Annotated in this window: 17 protein-coding genes and 1 riboswitch; of the genes, 12 read left to right on the top strand and 5 right to left on the bottom strand. The window is 70.8% G+C overall.

Features of this window, described 5'->3' with window-relative positions; genetic code table 11:
* Window positions 1-6 precede the first annotated feature (6 nt).
* Entirely contained in the window at window positions 7-1,575 is a 1,569-nt protein-coding gene (locus SKED_RS13640) for an aminopeptidase P family protein (protein ID WP_012867752.1), read from the top strand.
* 84 nt (window positions 1,576-1,659) lie between these two features.
* Here SKED_RS13640 and SKED_RS13645 read toward each other — a convergent pair whose 3' ends face one another.
* On the bottom strand, window positions 1,660-2,439 hold the full coding sequence (locus tag SKED_RS13645; protein ID WP_174269734.1) for a YflT domain-containing protein: 780 nt from the start codon (window positions 2,437-2,439) through the stop codon (window positions 1,660-1,662).
* Window positions 2,440-2,573: 134 nt separating this feature from the next.
* Between SKED_RS13645 and SKED_RS13650 the strand changes: the two genes are divergently transcribed.
* The 7 genes from SKED_RS13650 to SKED_RS13680 all read left to right on the top strand — a co-directional run bounded on the left by SKED_RS13650 (window position 2,574) and on the right by SKED_RS13680 (window position 10,796).
* A complete protein-coding gene (locus SKED_RS13650; RefSeq protein WP_012867754.1) occupies window positions 2,574-3,857 on the top strand; it encodes a magnesium transporter MgtE N-terminal domain-containing protein in 1,284 nt (427 codons plus the stop codon).
* Window positions 3,850-4,449 (top strand): DUF1003 domain-containing protein, encoded by a 600-nt coding sequence (locus tag SKED_RS13655; RefSeq protein WP_012867755.1) that lies wholly within the window; start codon window positions 3,850-3,852, stop codon window positions 4,447-4,449. Before SKED_RS13650 ends, SKED_RS13655 begins: the two co-directional genes overlap by 8 nt.
* A gap of 35 nt (window positions 4,450-4,484) precedes the next feature.
* Window positions 4,485-5,648, top strand: coding sequence for an Mrp/NBP35 family ATP-binding protein (locus SKED_RS13660; RefSeq protein ID WP_012867756.1), 1,164 nt, complete (start codon window positions 4,485-4,487; stop codon window positions 5,646-5,648).
* Window positions 5,649-6,035: 387 nt separating this feature from the next.
* A complete protein-coding gene (locus tag SKED_RS13665) occupies window positions 6,036-7,064 on the top strand; it encodes a hypothetical protein (protein ID WP_012867757.1) in 1,029 nt (342 codons plus the stop codon).
* The gene (locus SKED_RS13670; RefSeq protein WP_012867758.1) at window positions 7,061-8,608 is read left to right on the top strand and encodes an efflux RND transporter periplasmic adaptor subunit; all 1,548 of its coding nucleotides are present in this window, start codon (window positions 7,061-7,063) and stop codon (window positions 8,606-8,608) included. Before SKED_RS13665 ends, SKED_RS13670 begins: the two co-directional genes overlap by 4 nt.
* Complete coding sequence (locus SKED_RS13675) at window positions 8,605-9,312, top strand: ABC transporter ATP-binding protein (RefSeq protein ID WP_012867759.1); 708 nt, start codon at window positions 8,605-8,607, stop codon at window positions 9,310-9,312. Before SKED_RS13670 ends, SKED_RS13675 begins: the two co-directional genes overlap by 4 nt.
* Window positions 9,309-10,796, top strand: a complete 1,488-nt coding sequence (locus SKED_RS13680; protein ID WP_012867760.1) for an ABC transporter permease — start codon at window positions 9,309-9,311, stop codon at window positions 10,794-10,796. Before SKED_RS13675 ends, SKED_RS13680 begins: the two co-directional genes overlap by 4 nt.
* Before the next feature lie 127 nt (window positions 10,797-10,923).
* On the opposite strand, the gene SKED_RS13685 is transcribed toward SKED_RS13680, so the two are convergent.
* On the bottom strand, window positions 10,924-11,724 hold the full coding sequence (locus SKED_RS13685; RefSeq protein ID WP_012867761.1) for an exodeoxyribonuclease III: 801 nt from the start codon (window positions 11,722-11,724) through the stop codon (window positions 10,924-10,926).
* Between the two features lie 135 nt (window positions 11,725-11,859).
* Complete coding sequence (locus tag SKED_RS13690; protein WP_012867762.1) at window positions 11,860-12,444, bottom strand: TetR/AcrR family transcriptional regulator; 585 nt, start codon at window positions 12,442-12,444, stop codon at window positions 11,860-11,862.
* Window positions 12,445-12,573: 129 nt separating this feature from the next.
* Between SKED_RS13690 and SKED_RS13695 the strand changes: the two genes are divergently transcribed.
* Window positions 12,574-13,533 (top strand): zinc-dependent alcohol dehydrogenase family protein, encoded by a 960-nt coding sequence (locus tag SKED_RS13695; RefSeq protein WP_012867763.1) that lies wholly within the window; start codon window positions 12,574-12,576, stop codon window positions 13,531-13,533.
* Window positions 13,534-13,632: 99 nt separating this feature from the next.
* On the opposite strand, the gene SKED_RS13700 is transcribed toward SKED_RS13695, so the two are convergent.
* On the bottom strand, window positions 13,633-14,520 hold the full coding sequence (locus SKED_RS13700) for a bifunctional methylenetetrahydrofolate dehydrogenase/methenyltetrahydrofolate cyclohydrolase (protein WP_012867764.1): 888 nt from the start codon (window positions 14,518-14,520) through the stop codon (window positions 13,633-13,635).
* Between the two features lie 14 nt (window positions 14,521-14,534).
* A complete protein-coding gene (gene glyA, locus SKED_RS13705) occupies window positions 14,535-15,827 on the bottom strand; it encodes a serine hydroxymethyltransferase (RefSeq protein ID WP_012867765.1) in 1,293 nt (430 codons plus the stop codon).
* Between the two features lie 120 nt (window positions 15,828-15,947).
* Window positions 15,948-16,092, bottom strand: a riboswitch (ZMP/ZTP riboswitch).
* Window positions 16,093-16,444: 352 nt separating this feature from the next.
* Here glyA and chvE point away from each other — a divergent pair.
* The 3 genes from chvE (at window position 16,445) to mmsB (ending at window position 20,402) form a co-directional block, all read left to right on the top strand.
* Complete coding sequence (gene chvE / locus SKED_RS13710) at window positions 16,445-17,596, top strand: multiple monosaccharide ABC transporter substrate-binding protein (RefSeq protein WP_042438076.1); 1,152 nt, start codon at window positions 16,445-16,447, stop codon at window positions 17,594-17,596.
* Window positions 17,597-17,685: 89 nt separating this feature from the next.
* Window positions 17,686-19,224 (top strand): multiple monosaccharide ABC transporter ATP-binding protein, encoded by a 1,539-nt coding sequence (gene mmsA, locus SKED_RS13715; RefSeq protein ID WP_012867767.1) that lies wholly within the window; start codon window positions 17,686-17,688, stop codon window positions 19,222-19,224.
* The gene (gene mmsB, locus SKED_RS13720) at window positions 19,221-20,402 is read left to right on the top strand and encodes a multiple monosaccharide ABC transporter permease (RefSeq protein ID WP_012867768.1); all 1,182 of its coding nucleotides are present in this window, start codon (window positions 19,221-19,223) and stop codon (window positions 20,400-20,402) included. The genes mmsA and mmsB overlap by 4 nt, the downstream gene beginning before the upstream one ends.
* The last annotated feature ends 135 nt before the right edge of the window (window positions 20,403-20,537 follow it).

Genomic DNA, 20,537 nt, shown 5'->3' on the forward strand with positions numbered 1-20,537 from the left:
GGTGGGATGAGCTCGGACACCACTGACACGACCATCCCGGCCGCGCACGGCACGGACAGCACCCCGGACACCCCGGAGGCCACCGGCCAGCCCCTCGAGGACCGCGGGGAGAACCGCTCGCAGCGGCCGTCCTCGGCGGCCTTCCGCGACTTCATCACCAGCGGCTGGGGCCCGCGCGTCGACCTCGGCGTCGTCCCCTCGACCGCGTCGACCTACACGGTCGCCCGCCGTGACGCCGTCTCGGCCGCGTTCCCGGGCGAGCGCGTGGTCGTCCCCGCGGGCACGCTCAAGCAGCGCTCGAATGACACCGACTACAGGTTCCGCCCGCACTCGGCCTTCGCGCACCTCACCGGCCTGGGCACCGACCAGGAACCCGACGCGGTCCTCGTCCTCCACCCGCTGGGCGCGCAGGGCCACGAGGCCGTCCTCTACGTCCGCCCCCTCGCGCCGCGCGACACCGAGGAGTTCTACGCCGACTCCCGCTACGGGGAGTTCTGGGTCGGCGCCCGCCCCTCGCTCGAGGACATGACCACGCTCACCGGGATCCGCGCCGCGCACGTCGACGAGCTCCCCGACGCCCTCGCCAAGGACACGGGCGCCGACGGCGTCCGCCTGCGTGTGGTCCGCGAGGCCGACGAGCAGGTCGCCGTGCTCGTCGAGTCGCTGCGCCACGTCGCCGGGACGGTCGACGAGGACGAGACCGCCCGCCTCGACGCCGAGCTCGCCGAGATGGTCTCCGAGCTGCGCCTGGTCAAGGACGAGCACGAGATCGGCCAGATGCGCGAGGCCGTGGACCAGACGATCGCCGGCTTCGGCAAGGTCGTCCGCGCACTCCCCGCCGCGACCACCCACGCCCGCGGCGAGCGCGTCGTCGAGACCACCTTCGACGGGCACGCCCGCCTCGAGGGCAACACCGTCGGCTACGAGACCATCGCGGCCGCCGGCGAGCACGCCACCACGCTGCACTGGATCCGCAACGACGGCCAGGTCCGCTCCGGCGAGCTGATCCTCGTCGACGCCGGTGTCGAGGTCGAGTCCCTCTACACCGCCGACGTCACGCGCACCCTCCCGGTCGACGGCACCTTCACCGACGTGCAGCGCCGCGTGTACACCGCGGTCCTCGACGCGGCCGACGCGGCCTTCGCCGTGGCGCGCCCCGGCACCCGGTTCGCCGACATCCACGCCGCCGCGATGGTCGTCATCGCCGAGCGCCTCGCCGACTGGGGCCTGCTGCCCGGCACCGCCGAGGAGTCGCTCGCCCCCGAGGGCCAGCACCACCGTCGCTGGATGGTGCACGGCACCAGCCACCACCTGGGCATGGACGTGCACGACTGCGCCCAGGCCCGCCGCGAGATGTACCTCGACGGCATCCTCGAGCCCGGCATGGTGTTCACCATCGAGCCCGGCCTGTACTTCAAGAGCGACGACCTGTCGGTCCCCGAGGAGTACCGCGGCATCGGCGTGCGCATCGAGGACGACGTCCTGGTGACCGCCGACGGCCACGAGAACCTCTCGGCCGCGCTGCCGCGCCGCCCCGAGGACGTCGAGGCCTGGATGGCGTCGCTGCGCGACTGAGCGACACCCTCCACCGAGGAGAGCAGCCCACCTGGTCCGCGGACCGGGTGGGCTGCTCTCGTGGTGCGCTGCTGCGAAGGGCCGCTAGCCCTCCGTCGGCGTCTGCGGCTGCTGCGGTGCGGGCGGCGTCGGCGCTCCGGGGACCTGCGGCTTGCCGTCGACGACGCGCACGCCGTACCGCGGCTCCCCCGTGGGGGTCACGTGCTGCGGCGACGGGGCCGGGGGCGTGGCCGGAGCCGAGGGGGCGACCGGGGCGGTCCCGGGGGCCGCGGACTGCTGGCCGTAGGCAGGTGGCTGCTGCTGCGGAGCCTGGTGGACCCCGGGTGCCGGGTACGCCTGCGGCTGGCCGTACGGGGCGTGCACCGGCGCGGGGCGTCCGAGGAGGTTCGCCTCCCGCAGGATCTGGGACGCCTGGCCGGCGGTCTCGCGCTCGCACAGCACCGCGTACGACCTCGCGACGATCTGGCTCGACGACGTGAAGTCGCGCTTGCCGCGGGTCAGCGAGAAGGACAGCACGGAGAACAGGAGGCCGAACCCGGCGCCGATGCCGATCGCGGCGACGATGGAGTAGAGCGAGCCCTCGGTCGAGAACATCGAGAGCAGCAGGCCGACGAACAGGCCGAACCATGCTCCCGAGGCCATGCCGGCGACCGCGACGCGGGGGTAGGTGAGACGGCCGGTGACCCGCTCGACCATGGTGAGGTCGGTCCCCACGATCGTCACCTGCTGGACGGGGAACCCCTTGTCCGAGAGCGCCTCGACCGCCTTCTGGGCGTCGAGGTAGGTCGAGTGGACGGCGATCTGGTCACCCTGGGGGAGGGTGGGCAGCTTGGGTGCGACGGAGTTCTGGCGGGGCATGCTCATGCCTCATTCTTGCGCAGAGTCCCCCACCCTGCCAGGTCCGTCCTCTCAGCGCTGAACCGCGTCGTCGGCGGGCCGGCGACCGCCTCCTGACCTGGGCGCATGCCGGACCGCTGCCCGGTGCGTAGTCTTACGCCGTGAGCAGCGCCGGAACCCAGGTCTTTGTCGCGCGCCTCGCCGGAACCACGGTCTTCGACCCGCTCGGGGACCAGGTCGGGCGGGTGCGCGACGTCGTCGTGCTCGTCCGCTCGAAGGGTGCGCCCCGGGCGGTCGGGCTCGTGGTCGAGGTCCCCGGGCGACGGCGGGTCTTCCTCCCGCTGACCCGCGTGACGAGCATCGACGCGGGCCAGGTCATCTCGACCGGCCTGCTCAACATGCGACGCTTCGAGCAGCGCGCCATGGAGACCCTCGCCGTGGGCGAGCTCTTCGACCGCACCGTCGAGATGGTCGACGGGTCCGGCCCGGTGACCATCGAGGACGTCTCGATCGAGAAGCAGCGCACCGGCGACTGGCGCGTCAACAAGCTCTTCGTGCGACGCGCGGGCGGCGGCAAGGGCACGCTCGGGCTGCGTCGACGCGGGCACACCCAGGTGGTCGACGTCGACGCCGTCACCGGGCTCGCCGACGTCTCCGCGTCCCAGGGCGCCGCGCTGCTGCTCGAGGCCTACGACGGCCTCAAGCCGGCGGCGCTCGCCGACGTGCTGCACGACCTCGGGATGAACCGACGCAACGAGGTGGCCGGGGCGCTCGACAACGACCGCCTGGCCGACGTCCTCGAAGAGCTCCCGGGCGACGACCAGGTGTCGATCCTCACCTCGCTCGACACCGGTCGCGCCGCGGACGTCCTCGAGGCCATGCAGCCCGACGACGCCGCCGACCTGCTGCACGAGCTCCCCGACGCCCAGGCCGCCGAGCTGCTGGGCCTCATGGAGCCCGACGAGGCCAAGGACGTGCGCCGTCTGCTCGCCTACGACGAGAACACCGCGGGCGGCATGATGACGACCGAGCCCGTCATCCTCTCCCCCGAGACACCGATCGCCGCGGCGATGGCGCACGTCCGCCGCGCCGACCTGTCCCCCGCGCTCGCGTCGATGGTGTTCGTGGTCCGCCCGCCGCTCGAGACGCCGACCGGCCGGTTCCTCGGGGTCGTGCACTTCCAGAAGATGCTGCGCGAGCCTCCCCACGAACCGCTCGGTTCCGTCCTCGACACGGACGTCGAGCACGTCACGACCGACGCACCGCTCGGCCGGGTGGCCCGCATCCTCGCCGCCTACAACCTGCTCGCGCTGCCCGTCCTCGACAGCGAGCGGCGCCTGCTCGGCGTGGTGAGCGTCGACGACGCTCTCGACCACATGCTCCCCGCCGACTGGCGCGAGAGCGACGACACCGACAGCACCAGGAACGAGGTGGCCCGTGGCTGACCGTCTCGACACCCCCAAGGAGGCCAAGCGCAGCCTGCTGCCACGCGTCCGCGTCGAGCAGGACACCTTCGGCCGCGCCTCGGAGGGCATCGCCCGGTTCATGGGCACGCCCCGGTTCCTGCTCTACATGACCGGCTTCTGCATCGCCTGGCTCGCCTGGAACGTGTGGGGCCCGGAGAACCTGCAGTTCGACTCTGCCGCGCTGGGCTTCACGGCGCTCACGCTCATGCTCTCGCTGCAGGCGTCGTACTCGGCGCCGCTCATCCTGCTCGCGCAGAACCGCCAGACCGACCGGGACCGCGTCACGGCCGAGCAGGACCGTCAGCGGGGCGAGCGGAACCTGGCCGACACGGAGTACCTGGCGCGGGAGATGGCTGCGCTGCGCATCGCGCTCAGCGAGGTGGCCACCCGCGACTTCGTCCGGTCGGAGATCCGCAACCTCCTCGAGGAGATCTCGACCAAGGACGACGCACGCGACGCCGAGCGAGAGGCCGAGCGCGACGCGGAACGCGAGGCGGAGCGGGTGCTCGACCTGGAGTCCGGCGCGCGGTCGGCACGTGCCGACGACCACCCCGCGGGTCCGAGGTCCTGACCTCCCCGGTCCCGCGCCCGCGTAGGATCGCAGGTATGGCTGAATCCCCACGCACGCCTGACCTCGGTGCGCTCGAGACCGCAGTCCACGAGGCGATGTCGCGGGTGATCGACCCCGAGATCCGCCGCCCCATCGCCGACCTCGGCATGGTCCGGTCGGTCTCGGTGGTCCCCCTGGCAGGCGGCGGCGCACGCGCGGTGGTGGGCGTCGACCTGACGACCGCGGGCTGCCCCATGAAGAGCACGCTGACCAAGGACTCGACGGCGGCGGCGCTGAGCGTCGACGGGATCGACGAGGTCACGGTCGAGCTCGGTGTCATGAGCACCGAGCAGCGCGCGAGCCTGCGCTCGATGCTCCGCGGCGGCGAGGACGCGCCGCGGATCCCCTTCGCCGAGCCCGGGTCGTTGACGCGCGTGTACGCGATCGCGTCCGGCAAGGGCGGCGTCGGCAAGTCGTCGGTGACGGCGAACCTCGCCGCGGCGATGGCGCGCGACGGCCTGTCGGTCGGCGTGATCGACGCGGACATCTACGGCTTCTCGATCCCCCGCCTCCTCGGTGTCACCCAGCAGCCCACCAAGGTGGACAGCATGCTGCTGCCCCCGATCGCGCACGAGGTGAAGGTCGTGTCGATCGGCATGTTCGTGCCGGCGGGCCAGCCGGTCGTGTGGCGCGGCCCGATGCTGCACCGCGCGCTCGAGCAGTTCCTCAGCGACGTGTTCTGGGGCGACCTCGACGTGCTGCTGCTCGACCTCCCGCCCGGCACCGGCGACATCGCGATCTCGGTCGCGCAGCTGCTGCCGTCGAGCGAGATCGTCGTGGTGACCACGCCGCAGGTGGCCGCCGCCGAGGTCGCCGAGCGCGCCGGCTCCGTCGCTCTGCAGACGAACCAGACCGTCGTGGGCGTCGTCGAGAACATGTCGTGGCTCGAGCAGCCCGACGGCAGCCGTCTCGAGATCTTCGGGACCGGCGGCGGCGAGCGGGTCGCGGCGAACCTCTCGCAGATGACCGGTGGGCCTGTCCCCCTCATGGGGCAGGTCCCGCTCGACGTGGTCCTGCGCGAGGCCGGCGACGACGGCGTGCCCGTGGTGCTGAGCCACCCGGAGTCCCCCGCGGCGGTCGCGCTCACCGAGGTCGCCCGCTCGCTCACGACCCGCAGCCGCGGTCTGGCCGGGCGCAGCCTGGGGATCTCGCCGGTCTGAGCCCGGGCTGAGCCGGGTCTGAGCCACAGGTCTCCGCGACGACGGCGTCGTGGTGCCTCCGCCTCCTCCTCGGGGACGCGGTCGGCGACGCTCTCCGTCGTCCTTGCGCCGGAGGACCTACCCCGGGCCCACGTGCTGCGCAACCGCTGCGCGGGGACGAGGACGGCCGCCCGCGACGCCAGGACCGGCCGCGACACGACCTCGAGGCCACCTCACCTGCACCGATGCGTCACGTCTGGGCCGTCCGGGTGAATTCAGGCGACCCCGCGAAACATCCACCTGTAGGTGGATACCCAGCAGACGCACAGGTATTACGGTCGTCTCGTCGATCACCCGTGACCGCATACATGCGTGAACTTTAAACAACTTTTGCTGAGGAGACCTCCGATGACGACCCGCCACCCTGCGCTGAGGCTGACCGCCGCCCTCGCCGCCGTCGGGCTCCTCGCCCTGACCGCGTGCTCGGGCGACGACGCGAAGACCGGTCCCGACGGCACCACCACGAGCCCGCTCGGCGAGTATTTCGCCGAGATCGACAGCACGTACGACGAGGCCGAGGGCCAGCGTCAGCAGGTCGAGATGGAGAACCTCGTCGCCGAGTGCATGGTCGACGCCGGCTTCGAGTACATCCCGCAGGACTACTCGGGCAGCTTCACCGCCTTCGACCCTGAGGACGCCGAGGACCAGAACACCGAGGAGTGGGTCACCAAGAACGGGTACGGCATGTACTACGACTCGGAGACGGAGGAGGGTGACGAGGGCGAGGAGGAGCCTGCCGACGAGTGGGTCGACCCGAACGCCGACTACGTCGCGTCCCTGTCAGAGTCCGCGCAGGCGGCCTTCTACGAGGCCCTCAACGGTCCCGACGTCTGGTCGGACATGACCGAGGAGGAGATGGAGACCTACGAGTGGAACTGGGAGGACGGCGGCTGCTACGGCTGGGCCAGCAACGAGGTCTACCCGGAGTCGGGCGGCACCGACGCCGAGTTCGAGCCGCTCTTCGACGCCTTCAACGAGATGTACGAGAGCCAGATGAACGCCCCTGAGCTCAAGACCCTCCACTCCGAGTGGTCCTCGTGCATGGCGGACGCGGGCTACACCGGGTTCGCGACCCCGGACGACGCGCAGACCGCCGTCATGGACGAGTACAACGCGCTCTACGAAGACCTCGGCGAGCCCGAGAACCCGGAGGACCCGAACGCCGTGTGGCCCGAGCCCTCGACCGAGGACCGCAAGGCCGCCAAGCAGAACGACATCGAGACCGCCCTCGCCGACTTCCGCTGCAAGGAGTCGGTCGACTGGACCGAGCGCGAGCAGAAGGTGACCTTCGCGATCGAGGAGCAGTTCATCAAGGACCACCAGGCCGAGCTCGAGGCCTACAAGGCCTCGATGATGGAAGAGTCCGCCGCCTCATGACCGGGGCGAAGCCTCTCTCGAGGTTCTTCAGCGGGAACCGCGTCATCTGGCTCCTCGCGATCGTCGCGGTCGTGTTCCTCACGGCTGGCATCGTCATCGCGCGGTTCATCCAGTCCCCCGCCGACGCGGCCGCCCAGGCGGCCCCGCCCGAGGCGGGCCTCATCACGGTGCCGGTCGAGAACCGCGTCATCGCGAACGACGTGACGCTGCGCGCCGACGTCCTCTACGACGAGTCCGTCTCGGTGTCGATCGACACGACCGACATCTCCGGGACCCCGGTCGTCACCGGCCAGGTCCCCGAGGTCGGCACGACGGTCGACGCCGCGTCGGTGGTCCTCGAGGTCGCCGGTCGCCCCGTCATCGCCCTGCCGGGCGAGCTGCCCGCCTACCGCACGCTGCGCGTCGGGGTCTCCGGACCCGACGTCCTCCAGCTCAAGCAGGCCCTCGCAGCCCTCGGCATCAACCCCGGCAACGTCGAGTCCGACGTCTACGACGCCGCGACCGTCGCCGCCGTCGACCAGCTCTACGTGACGGCCGGGTACCCGTCGCCGGCACCGAGCCCGGAGGACACCTCGACGCTGACGGCCGCGCGGGACGGGCTGCGGTCGGCGAAGGACATGCTCACCGAGGCAGAGAGCGCGCTGACCGAGGGCGCTGGCGGCCAGACCCGGTCTGAGCGCATGACGATGCAGAGCGCCGTCAACGAGGCGCAGCGCACGCTCGAGGCCGCGGTCCGTGCACGTGACGCCGGCCCGGGCGAGGAGGGCGGCGACGTCTTCGAGCTCCAGAACGCCGTGATCACCGCCCAGGACGCCTTCGACATCGCCGTCGCCGCGCGCGACGAGGCTGCCACCAGCACGAGCTCGACCTCCCTGGTCACCGCCCGTGACAACGCCCGCGCCGCCGTCGACCAGGCACAGGCCGACCTCGACGAGGCGCTGGCGAGCACCATGACGTCGCTCCCTGCGGCCGAGGTCGTGTACTTCTCGGAGCTGCCGCGACGTGTGGACCAGGTCCAGACGTCGCGCGGGACGACGCTGTCGGGCTCGACGCCGTTCATGAGCGTGTCGGGCGCGACTGTGGTGGTCGAGGGCTCGGTCGCCGCCTCGGACGCGGACCTCCTCGAGGTCGGCATGGAGGGCACCTTCCCGGTCCCCGACGGTGGCGGGACGATCACGGGCACCATCTCCGAGATCGCCGCGGCCACGGCCGCCGAGGACGGCGAGGGCGAGGAGAAGACGAGCTCGCGCTTCACGGTGACCTTCGTGCCCGAGGGGCTGACGGACGAGCAGACGACGGTGCTGCTGGGCCAGAACATCAAGATCACGGTCCCGGTGAGCTCGACCGGCGAGGAGGTGCTCGCGGTCCCGGCCGCGGCGCTCTCTGCCGGGTCGGGCGGCGAGTCTCGCGTCGAGCGCGCGGGCACGGGCGGTACGACCGAGCTGCTGACCGTCGAGACGGGTCTCGCGGCGGACGGGTTCGTGCAGATCGTGTCGTCGGAGCAGCCTCTGACGACCTCCGACCAGGTCGTGGTGGGCAAGTGACGGTGCTCGACGAGGTGTCTGCTCCGCTCGAGGTCCGCCGTCCGGTGGTCGAGCTGGTGGACCTGGGGCGCCAGTTCCCGGGGCCGGTGGACGCGCTGGTCGACGTGAACCTCACGGTGCGGTCGGGTGACTACCTGTCGATCATCGGTCCGTCGGGGTCGGGCAAGTCGACGCTGCTGCACATCCTGGGTCTGCTGGACCGTCCGACGAGCGGTGAGTACCGGCTCGACGGCCTGCCGACCGGCAGCGCGTCGGAGTCGGACCGGGCCGCGCTGCGCGGCGGTCGCATCGGGTTCGTCTTCCAGTCCTTCCACCTGCTGCCGCACCGCACGGTGCTCGACAACGTGCTGCTCGCGACGCTCTACTCCGGTGTCCCCCGGGGCGAGCGCGAGGACCGCGCCCGGGCGGCCCTCGAGCGGGTGGGGCTGGGGCACCGTGTGGACTTCACGCCGTCGACCATGTCAGGCGGTGAGCGCCAGCGCGTGGCGATCGCCCGCTCGGTGGTCGCCGACCCGAAGCTGCTGCTGGCCGACGAGCCCACCGGCAACCTCGACACCAAGAACTCGGCGGGGATCATGGACCTCTTCGACGAGCTGCACGCCGACGGCCTCACCCTCGTGGTCATCACGCACGACCTCGCGGTCTCCGGCCGCGCCGAGCGCCGCGTGCGGATCTCGGACGGCCGGCTGGAGGAGCTCTCGTGAGGGGCTGGCGCACGGGCGCAGACACGGAGACCGCGGAGGTCCCGGTGACGGACGCGCACGACGTGGGCGCCGAGCCTGAGACCTCCGGCATGCACGAGACCATGGAACAGGCGGGTACCGACGACGGTGCCGAGGCGGGTCGCCTCGGCTGGCTGCGTCGTGCCCCGCGCCGCGTCGCCTCCGCGCTGCGCCTCGACCGGCTGCCCTTCGTAGCATCGCGCGAGGGCCGGCTGAGCCGCTCTGACATCCACCTCGGTGCCCGCCGGGACCGCTTCTCCCTGCGTGACCTGTTCGCCGAGTCCGCCCACGGCATCGGTGCGAAGCCGGGTCGGCTGGTGCTGACCATCCTCGGCACGGTGCTGGGCATCGGGTCGGTCGTGGTGACCGTCGGGCTCGCCCAGACGGCAGCGGGCCAGATCAGCGCACAGTTCGACGCCGTCTCTGCCACGCAGGCCCTCGTGACCCCTGGGTCGACGGGCTCGTCGTGGAGCGGCAACGCGCGCCCCAAGACGAGCCTGCCCTGGGACTCCCCCGAGCGAGTCCTGCGCCTCAACGGGGTGGAGGGCGCGGGCCTCGTCGGGGCGGTCGACGTCGGCGACGCGGCGGTGACTGCCGTGCCGGTCAACGACCCCTCGGCACCGCAGGTGGTGTCACCGTCGGTCGTCGCCGCGTCGGGCGGGCTGCTCGAGGCCGTCCGCGGCCAGGTCGTCACCGGACGGTTCTTCGACGACGGGCACTCCGAGCGCGCCGACCGCGTGGTGGTCCTGGGGCAGCGGGCTGCCGACCAGCTCGGTGTCAGCCGGGTCGAGAGCCAGCCGTCGATCTTCATCGGGGACGACAGCTACACGGTCGTCGGCATCGTCGACGGCATGCAGCGTCGCCCTGACCTGCTCGACGCGGTGGTCCTGCCGCTCGGGACGGCACGGGCGGACTTCGGCCTCACCTCGGCCGAGGAGCTGCACCTGCGCATCGCGACGGGCGCAGGACCGCTCGTGTCGGAGCAGGCGCCGGTCGCCCTCGACCCGAACACCCCGGAGAACTTCGACGTGAAGGCACCGGCGCAGGCCTCCGAGCTGCGCCAGGCCGTCCAGGCGGACATCAACGCGATCTTCCTCGCCCTCGGCGGTGTCGCGCTGCTCGTCGGCGGGCTCGGGATCGCGAACGTCACGCTGCTGTCGGTCATGGAGCGCCGGGGCGAGATCGGCCTGCGCCGCGCCCTGGGTGCGTCGCGCAAGGACATCGCCGGGCAGTTCGTCGTCGAGTCGGTGGTCATCGGCCTGCTCGGCGGGCTCATCGGTGCGGCCATCGGCGTGTTCGTCGTGGTCGGTGTCTCTGTCCTCAAGGACTGGACGGCGATCCTCGACGTGCGGATGGCGCTCGGCGCCGCGGCGATGGGCGGCGTCATCGGCCTCGTGGCGGGCATGTACCCCGCGATGAAGGCCTCCGCCATCGAGCCGATCACCGCGCTGCGCGGAGGGATCTGAGGCGCTGCAGGATCTGAGGCACCGCGGGACGGGACCCTCGGAGCAGCCCTCACGACGACGGGCTCGTCACCTCCTGGAGGTGACGAGCCCGTCGTCGTCTGCGCGGGGCTGGATCAGCCCGGTGCGCTCAGAGCGCGTAGTCGGCGAGCAGCGGCGCGTGGTCGCTCCAGCGGGCCTCGTAGGAGTCGGCGCGGTCGACGTGGACGTTCGAGGCGAGCTCGGCGAGGGCCGGGGTGCTCAGCTGGTAGTCGATGCGCCACCCGGCGTCGTTCGCGAAGGACTGGCCGCGGTTGGACCACCAGGTGTACGGCCCGGGGCCCTCTCCGCCGTGGCGTCGACCGAGGTCTACCCAGCCGGCCTCGAACCAGCGGTCGAGGTAGGCGCGCTCCTCGGGGAGGAACCCGGCGGACTTGAGGTTGCCCTTCCAGTTCTTGATGTCGACGTTCTGGTGGGCGATGTTGACGTCGCCGCCGACCACCACGTGGCGGCCGCTGTCCATGAGCTCGCGGAGGCGTGCGTCCACCTTCTCGAGGTGGGCGAACTTCTGGTCCATCTTGGGCGTGCCCGCGGTGCCCGAGTGGATGTAGACGGACACGACGGTGAGCACCTCGCCGGAGGGCAGCTCGATGTCGGCCTCGACCCAGCGTCCGGTGTCGACGGGGACCTCGGGCTCGCCGTTGCCGAGGCCCACCCGGACCGCGGCGAAGGGCAGCGTGGTGGCGATCGCGACGCCCGCGCGCCCCTTGATGTCGCAGGCCTGGTGGACGCTGTTCCAGCCCTCCCCGAGCAGCCCCTCGAGGATCTCGTCGGTCGCACGGACCTCCTGGAGCAGGAGGATCTCGGGCTTGCGCTCGGCGAGCCACTCCCCCATCCCGTTGCGGTACGCGGCACGGACGCCGTTGACGTTGGCTGTAGCGATGGTGACCATGCCTCTATCCAACCCCATCCCACCCACACCCCACGCACCCACCCCCTCACCTCTCATGCCCGTGGCGCGTCGGCGTAGCCCTCCGCAGAGGGTCGAGCCTGCGCGCCACGAGCATGAAAAGGGGCGGGGGTGGCGTCAGGAGTGAGTGGCCGGAGCAGGGGCCGGGGCGCGGAGGCCGTCTACGGCGAGGACCGCGAAGCGGCGGGCGGCCGCGGCGCGTGCGTCGGGGGCGAGGGTGCTCAGGCCGCGGACGGCGAGCAGGACGAGGACGAGGTCGTCGACGACGAAGTCCGGGCGCAGGCGACCCTGCGCCTGGGCTCGTCGAGCGAGGCCCGACAGCTGTCGGAGGAGGTCCCGCCGCTCCTCCGAGATCGTCTGGTCCGGCGGGTCGGCGGCGAAGAAGGAGTCCGTGAACCCCCGGTTGTGGACGTTGGCCGTCACCAGGCTCGTCACGACCGAGGTCAGCCCGCGCCACGCGTCGGGGTCTGCGCACCCGTCCTCGACGGTCTCCCGGCACGAGCGGATCTCGACGGTGAAGGCCTCGGCGACGAGGTCCTGCCTGCTGGGGAAGCGACGGTAGAGCGTCGCGGGACCCACCTCGGCCTTGCGGGCGATCTCGCGCATCCCCACGTCGAGACCCGACTCGGCGAAGAGCGCGCGTGCCGCCGTGACGATGCGGTCGCGGTTGTCGCGTGCGTCAGACCGCAGCTTCTGAGTCATCTGCCGCTCCTGCTCTCTCAGTTCGGCGATGTGGACGGGGGCGTCCGTTAGCGTCCCGAGAGTACAGCAGCCCAGCGCACGACCAGCTGGCGACCAGCCGACGACCAACTGACGACCTAGGAGCGAACCATGCGCGCAGTGACGATCCAGCAGTTCGGAGACCCGAGCGGGATGGTGGTGGCCGAGCTGCCCCCACCGGTGCCGCCGGCAGACCACCTCGTGGTCCAGACGGAGGCGATCGGGGTCGGCGGCGTCGACGCTGTCGTCCGGAGAGGGGCTCTCGGCCCGGCGTTCTCCGAGGGGATGATCCTCGGCAGCGAGGTCGCGGGCACGGTGTCGTCGGTGGGGGCCGGCGTCGACCCGGCGTGGGTCGGTCGCCGGGTGTGGGCCTTCACAGGGACGAGCGGCGGCTACGCAGAGCAGGCCGTCGCGCGCGTCGACGACGTCGTGGAGCTGCCTGACGGGTTGTCCCCGGTCGACGCCGTGACCGTCGGCGGCGCCAGCACGGTCGCCCGGCTCGCGCTGACCCACGCCCACCTCCGCTCGGGTGAGTCGATCCTGGTCCGTGGGGCTGCCGGGAGCATCGGCATCGCAGCCGTCGAGATCGCCGTCCGTGCCGGGGCGGCCGTCGTGGCCGTCACGACCTCGTCACCGGAGCGGGGTGACCGGCTGCGTGCGCTCGGCGCGACGCACGTGCTCGACCGGGACGGCAGGGCGGAGTCCGACGCCCCGGCGCTCTTCGACGTCATCCTCGACATCGCGGCCGGTCCTGCCGTGCCTGACTTCGTCGACCGGCTCGCGCCGCACGGGCGCCTGGTGCTGGTCGGGGTGGTCGCGGGCTTCCCCCCGGCAGACTTCGGCGCGCGGCTGCTCTCCTCCTTCCAGCAGTCGCGGTCCGTCGCGACCTTCAGCCTCGACTCCGTCCCGGCGTCGCAGCGCGACCCCGTCCGCGCCGCACAGCTCGACGCGGCCGCCCGTGGTGAGCTGCACGCCGTGGTCGACGACGTCTTGCCGCTCGCCCAGGCGGCCGAGGCCCACCGGCGGATGGACCGCGGGACCGTCTTCGGCCGGATCGTGCTGGTGCCCTGACCGCACGCCGGTCCGACACGACGAGACCACCGGTGCACGCACCGGTGGTCTCGTCGTGTCTCAGGCTCGTCGCACGTGGCGCTCGGCGTCGCGCGATGGTCAGCGGGCCGCGAGCTCTCGCTCGGCGGTGTCGACGACGTTCGCGAGGAGCATCGCGCGGGTCATCGGGCCGACTCCCCCGGGGTTCGGGGAGATCCACGCGGCGACCTCGGCGACGGCCGGGTCGACGTCGCCGACGACCTTGCTCTTGCCCGTCTCGGGGTCGGTGGTGCGACTGACGCCGACGTCGATGACGACGGCCCCGGCCTTGACGTCCTCGGCCGTGACGATGCCCGGCACCCCTGCGGCGGCGACGATCACGTCGGCGCCGCGCAGGTGCGAGGACAGGTCGGTGGTGCCGGTGTGCGTGAGCGTCACCGTGGCGTTGACGGCGCGCCGCGTGAGCAGCAGGCCGATCGAGCGCCCCACCGTGGTCCCGCGCCCGACGACGACGACGTGCTTGCCGGCGAGCGAGATGCCGTTGCGCTCGATGAGGTCGATGATCCCCGCGGGGGTGCAGGGCAGCGAGGACTCGATCGGCTCGTTGGTGCGCAGCACCAGTCGCCCGAGGTTGGTCGGGTGCAGGCCGTCGGCGTCCTTGGCGGGGTCGACGAGCTCGAGCACGCGGTTGGTGTCGATGCCCTTCGGCAGCGGGAGCTGCACGATGTAGCCGGTGCAGCGCGGGTCGTCGTTGAGGCGACGCACGGCCGCCTCGATCTCGTCCTGCGTGGCCTCCTCGGGGAGGTCCTCGCGGATGGACTCGATGCCGACCTCGGCGCAGTCGCGGTGCTTGCCGGCGACGTACCACTGCGAGCCGGGGTCGCTGCCGACGAGCAGCGTGCCGAGGCCGGGCGTGATGCCCTGCTCGCGCAGGGTCGTCACGCGTGCGGTGAGCTCGGCCTTGATCTGGCCAGCGGCGGCCTTGCCGTCCAGGAGCTGTGCAGTCATGGGTGTCCTCCCTCTCAGTACTGCTGGAGGCCGGGGTACAGCGGGAAGTCGCCGGTGAGCTTGTCGACGCGGGCCTTGAGCGACTCGACGTCGGTCGCGGCACCGCCCTTGAGCGCGGTCGCGATGATGTCGGCCACCTCGGTGAACTCCTCGTCGCCGAAGCCGCGGGCGGCCAGCGCCGGCGTGCCGATGCGCAGGCCGGAGGTGACGCGCGGGGGGCGCGGGTCGAAGGGCACGGCGTTGCGGTTCACGGTGATGCCGACGGCGTGCAGGAGGTCCTCGGCCTGCTGGCCGTCGAGCTCCGAGTGGCGCAGGTCGACGAGCACGAGGTGCACGTCGGTGCCGCCGGTGAGCACCGAGACGCCGGCCTCGGTGACGTCGGCCGCGGTGAGGCGGTCGGCGATGATCTTGGCGCCGCGCAGCACGCGGTGCTGGCGCTCGGCGAACTCCTCGGACGCGGCGATCTTGAACGCGACGGCCTTGGCCGCGACGACGTGCATGAGCGGCCCGCCCTGCTGGCCCGGGAACACGGCGGAGTCGATCTTCTTGGCGTACTCCTCGCGGGACAGGATGAAGCCGGAGCGGGGTCCGCCGATCGTCTTGTGCACGGTCGACGAGACGACGTCGGCGTGCTGGACGGGGTTGGGGTGCAGGTCCGCGGCGACGAGGCCGGCGAAGTGCGCCATGTCGACCCAGAGCTTGGCGCCGACCTCGTCGGCGATCGAGCGGAAGGCCGCGAAGTCGAGGTGGCGCGGGTACGCGGACCAGCCGCCGATGATGACGTCGGGGCGCTCGGCGAGGGCGGTCTCGCGGACCTTGTCCATGTCGACGAGGTGGGTCTCGGGGTCGACGCCGTACGCGGCGACCTCGTAGAGGCGCCCGGAGAAGTTGATCTTCATGCCGTGCGTGAGGTGCCCGCCGTGCGCGAGCTCGAGGCCGAGGATCTTGTCGCCCTTGGAGATGAGCGCGTGCAGCACAGCGGCGTTGGCCGTCGCGCCGGAGTGCGGCTGGACGTTCGCGTGCTCGGCGCCGTAGAGGGCCTTGACCCGCTGGATGGCAAGGGTCTCGGCGATGTCGACCTGCTCGCAGCCACCGTAGTAGCGCTTGCCGGGGTAGCCCTCGGCGTACTTGTTGGTGAGGACCGAGCCCTGGGCCTCGAGCACGGCGCGCGGCACGAAGTTCTCGGAGGCGATCATCTCGAGGGTGTCGCGCTGACGCGCGAGCTCCCCGTCGAGGACGGCGGCGATCTCGGGGTCGACCTGGGCGATGCCCTGGTTCATGACGGTGTTCTCGTTCAGAGCGGTCATGTTCTCTCCTTGCAGCGGGGGTCGGTCGGCCTGCCCCGTGCGGGACCGGCGGGCGTACCTGCTGCGTGAGCACGGCCCGGGGCAGTCGTCCGGGCACGCGCACACGCACCGTGTACGGGTGACCGGGGCCCAGGCGGACGACCCGAAGTCGAGTGGTGCTCGTCGCTCCCCGGTGGTGGTCCACCATCCCGTGCTGAGCACCTGCCGGGAGACTCCTGGGAGCTCTCGGGCGGGGCGGGCACGGACGCCAGTCGCGACGGGTCGAGCCTAACGCACGGCCGCTCGCCCACGCCAGGAGACGGAGGCCAGGATCCTCCGTGGTGAGACACGGCGGGTGCGGCACCGAGGCCACCCGAGCGCCCCTTGTCTTCACGTCCCAAAATCACCCGCTCCCCGATTCGAGCGTCGGGACGCGAGACTTGGCTGATTTCCACTGATTTGCCGTGACCAAATCGTGATCGCGGCGAGCCCTTTCCGCAACCTTCTCCTCCTTGACTTCGGGACTCGAAGTCATAGAGTGGTCTCATCGCACGGACAGGGATGTCCGGGCCACCAGCACGACAGCGGCCCCGACGACGGGGCCGACCACCTCTCAAGGACGACGAGGAGCACTCACCATGCGTGGAATCAAGTTTGCGGCGATGGGCGCGGTCCTGGCCCTCGGCCTCGCCGCGTGCAGCGGCGACGGAGCGGGCAGCAGCTCGAGCGACGGCGCAGAGGCCGCAGGCGGCAGCGGCGACGGTCAGCTCGTCGGCGTCGCGATGCCGACCCAGACCTCCGAGCGCTGGATCGCCGACGGCAACGCGGTCAAGGCCGGCCTCGAGGAGGCCGGCTACGACGTCGACCTCCAGTACGGGAACGACGACATCCCCACCCAGCAGCAGCAGATCGACCAGATGATCAACAAGGACGTCGACCTCCTCATCGTCGCGTCGATCGACGGCACGGCGCTCACCAACCAGCTTCAGGCCGCGGCCGACAAGGACATCCCTGTCATCGCGTACGACCGCCTGATCCGCGACAGCGAGAACGTCGACTTCTACGTCACCTTCGACAACGAGAACGTGGGCGTCCAGCAGGCGACCTCGCTCCTCGTCGGGCTCGGCATCCTCAACGAAGACGGCTCCGAGGGCGACGCCACCGGGCCCTTCAACATCGAGGTGTTCGCCGGGTCGCTCGACGACAACAACGCGCACTTCTTCTTCAAGGGCGCGATGGACACCCTCCAGCCGTACATCGAGGACGGCACGATCGTCATCAAGTCCGGCCAGAACACGATCGAGCAGGCCGCGACGCTCCGCTGGTCGCAGGAGACCGCGCAGAAGCGCATGGAGGACATCCTCACGTCGACCTACGGCGGCGGCTCCGAGCAGCTCGACGGCGTGCTCTCGCCCTTCGACGGCATTTCGCGAGGCATCATCACCGCCCTGCAGAACGCCGGCTACGGCACCACCATCGCCGACGGTCTCCCCGTCGTCACCGGTCAGGACGCCGAGATCGCCTCCATCAAGCTCATCGCGGACGGCACCCAGTTCGCGTCGATCTTCAAGGACACGCGCAAGCTCGCCGACCAGGCCGTGGTCTCCGCCGGTTCCATCCTCTCCGGCGAGGAGCCCGAGGCGAACGACACCGAGTCGTACGACAACGGCGTGAAGGTCGTCCCGTCCTTCCTCCTCGAGTCGGACATCGTCTACATGGACAACATCACCGAGCTCCTCGTGGACTCCGGCTACTGGACGGCCGAGCAGGTCGAGTCCGGCCAGGCCTGACACACCCTCACCGCTCGGCCGGCGCGGCACGCCGCGCCGGCCGAGCACCCCCCATCCACGCTCCACCACGGAAGGACGGCTGAGGACGGATGTCTAGCCCGATTCTGGAGATGCGCTCCATCACCAAGACCTTTCCTGGCGTCAAGGCGCTCCAGGACGTCACCCTCGAGGTCACCAGCGGCGAGATCCACGCCATCTGCGGCGAGAACGGCGCCGGCAAGTCCACCCTCATGAAGGTGCTCTCCGGGGTCTACCCGCACGGCAGCTACACCGGCGAGATCATGTTCGACGGTGAGGAGGTGCGCTTCGGCTCGATCAACGACTCCGAGGACAAGGGCATCGTCATCATCCACCAGGAGCTCGCGCTGGTCCCGTACCTCTCCGTCGCGGAGAACATCTTCCTCGGCAACGAGCGCCAGCGCGGCGGCCTCATCGACTGGAACCAGACGAACGCGGACGCACTCGACCTCCTGAAGGAGGTGGGGCTCGACGAGCTCCCCGTCACCCCGGTCGGTGCGCTCGGCGTGGGCAAGCAGCAGCTGGTCGAGATCGCCAAGGCGCTCTCCAAGAAGGTCCGCCTGCTCATCCTCGACGAGCCGACCGCCGCCCTCAACGACTCCGACTCCGAGCACCTGCTCGGTCTGCTGCGCAAGCTCAAGGAGCGCGGCATCACGTCGATCATGATCTCGCACAAGCTCAACGAGATCGCGAGCATCGCCGACTCGACGACGATCATCCGTGACGGCCAGACGATCGAGAAGCTCGACATGCGCAGCGGCGAGGTCACGCAGGACCGCATCATCCGCGGGATGGTCGGCCGCGACCTCGAGAACCGGTACCCCGACCACGAGCCGACCATCGGCGACGAGGTCCTGCGCGTCGAGGACTGGACGGTCTACCACCCGACCGAGCCCGGCCGTGTCGTCGTCGACAAGGCGAACCTCACGGTCCGCGCCGGCGAGATCGTCGGCATCGCGGGGCTCATGGGTGCAGGACGCACCGAGCTCGCCATGAGCATCTTCGGACGCTCCTACGGCAGCAAGGCGACCGGCAAGGTCTTCTTGCACGGCAAGGAGATCAGCACCAAGACAGTGAGCGAGGCGATCTCGCACGGCCTCGCCTACGCCACCGAGGACCGCAAGAAGTACGGGCTCAACCTCATCGAGGACGTCCGCACGAACATCTCGGCAGCCAGCCTCGGCAAGATCTCGAAGGCCGGGTGGGTCAACGGCAACGAGGAGATCCAGGTCGCCGAGGGCTACCGCAAGAGCATGAACATCAAGACCTCGACCGTCATGACCCACACGGGCAAGCTGTCCGGCGGGAACCAGCAGAAGGTCGTCCTCAGCAAGTGGATCTACACCGCACCTGAGGTGCTCATCCTCGACGAGCCCACCCGTGGTATCGACGTCGGCGCGAAGTACGAGATCTACACGATCATCAACGCGCTGGCCGACGCCGGCAAGGCCGTCATCCTCATCTCGTCCGAGCTGCCCGAGGTCCTCGGGATCTGCGACCGGATCTACACCCTCGCGTTCGGACGGATCACCGGTCAGGTCGACCGGTCCGGCGCCACCCAGGAAAGCCTCATGGAGCTCATGACACAGGAGAAGGAGCCGGTTCGATGACCGCCGTCGCAGGACTCAAGGAGATCTTCACCAAGAATCTCCGCACGAGCGGGATCTACATCGCGTTCGTCGCCATCGTCGGGCTCTTCACGGTCCTCACCGACGGGATGCTGCTCAGCCCGGGCAACCTCACGAACATCATCCTGCAGTACTCGTACATCCTCATCCTCGCCATCGGCATGGTGATCGTCATCATCGGCGGCCACATCGACCTGTCGGTCGGCTCCGTGGTCGCGCTGACCGGTGCGACCTCGGCGATCGTGGTCATCAAGCACGGCCAGCCCTGGTGGGTCGGCATCCTCGCCGCCCTCGCCGTCGGTCTCCTGGTCGGCGTGTGGCAGGGCTTCTGGGTCGCGTACGTCGGGATCCCGGCCTTCATCGTCACCCTGGCCGGCATGCTCCTCTTCCGCGGCATGACGCTCCAGGTGCTCGACAACATCTCGCTCTCGCCGTTCCCGTCGGAGTACCAGAAGGTCGCGAACGGGTTCCTCAACGGGTTCCTCGGCGGCAACGGGTTCGACGTGTTCACCCTCGTCATCGCCGGGATCGCCCTCGTCGGATTCGCAGTCAGCCAGTTCCGTACCCGCCAGGGCCGCATCCGGTACAAGCAGACCGTCGAGGCGATGCCGCTGTTCATCACCAAGCTGGTCCTCGTGGCCGCGGTCGTCATGGCCTTCGCCTACCAGCTCTCGAAGAGCCGCGGCCTGCCGATCGTGCTCATCATCCTCGGCGTGCTCATCATCGCGTACACGATCATCACGACGAAGACGGTCTTCGGCCGCCACGTCTACGCGATCGGTGGCAACCTGTCGGCCGCACAGCTCTCGGGCGTCAAGGTCAAGCAGGTCAACTTCTGGATCTTCGTCAACATGGGCTTCCTGTCGGCGATCGCCGGTGTCGTGTACTCCTCGCGCTCCAACGGCGCGCAGCCCTCGGCCGGCAACATGTTCGAGCTCGACGCGATCGCCGCGGCCTTCATCGGTGGCGCGTCGACGACCGGCGGTGTCGGACGCGTGACCGGCGCCATGATCGGTGCGCTCATCATGGCCGTCATGACGAACGGCATGTCCATCATGGGGATCGACCAGTCGGTGCAGCAGATGGTCAAGGGGCTCGTGCTCCTGCTCGCCGTCGCCTTCGACATCTTCAACAAGCGACGGGCCGGCGCGGCGCGCTGACCTTCGCACGCATGACGACCATCCGGCCCGGTGCTGGCGGCACCCGCCGCCAGCACCGGGCCGCGGTGGCATCTGCCCACCACCTCCGAGGGGTGGGCGTCCCGCGGAGACCCCGCACGACGAAGGTAGGCTGAC

Source organism: Sanguibacter keddieii DSM 10542, from assembly GCF_000024925.1.
Classification (GTDB): Bacteria; Actinomycetota; Actinomycetes; order Actinomycetales; family Cellulomonadaceae; genus Sanguibacter; species Sanguibacter keddieii.

Coding starts and splice junctions, on each gene's coding strand:
- SKED_RS13640 (WP_012867752.1), top strand. CDS start 7: ATGAGCTCGGACACCACTGACACGACCATCCCGGCCGCGCACGGCACG.
- SKED_RS13645 (WP_174269734.1), bottom strand. CDS start 2,439: ATGAGCATGCCCCGCCAGAACTCCGTCGCACCCAAGCTGCCCACCCTC.
- SKED_RS13660 (WP_012867756.1), top strand. CDS start 4,485: ATGGCTGAATCCCCACGCACGCCTGACCTCGGTGCGCTCGAGACCGCA.
- SKED_RS13665 (WP_012867757.1), top strand. CDS start 6,036: ATGACGACCCGCCACCCTGCGCTGAGGCTGACCGCCGCCCTCGCCGCC.
- SKED_RS13670 (WP_012867758.1), top strand. CDS start 7,061: ATGACCGGGGCGAAGCCTCTCTCGAGGTTCTTCAGCGGGAACCGCGTC.
- SKED_RS13685 (WP_012867761.1), bottom strand. CDS start 11,724: ATGGTCACCATCGCTACAGCCAACGTCAACGGCGTCCGTGCCGCGTAC.
- SKED_RS13690 (WP_012867762.1), bottom strand. CDS start 12,444: ATGACTCAGAAGCTGCGGTCTGACGCACGCGACAACCGCGACCGCATC.
- SKED_RS13695 (WP_012867763.1), top strand. CDS start 12,574: ATGCGCGCAGTGACGATCCAGCAGTTCGGAGACCCGAGCGGGATGGTG.
- SKED_RS13700 (WP_012867764.1), bottom strand. CDS start 14,520: ATGACTGCACAGCTCCTGGACGGCAAGGCCGCCGCTGGCCAGATCAAG.
- glyA (WP_012867765.1), bottom strand. CDS start 15,827: ATGACCGCTCTGAACGAGAACACCGTCATGAACCAGGGCATCGCCCAG.
- chvE (WP_042438076.1), top strand. CDS start 16,445: ATGCGTGGAATCAAGTTTGCGGCGATGGGCGCGGTCCTGGCCCTCGGC.
- mmsA (WP_012867767.1), top strand. CDS start 17,686: ATGTCTAGCCCGATTCTGGAGATGCGCTCCATCACCAAGACCTTTCCT.
- mmsB (WP_012867768.1), top strand. CDS start 19,221: ATGACCGCCGTCGCAGGACTCAAGGAGATCTTCACCAAGAATCTCCGC.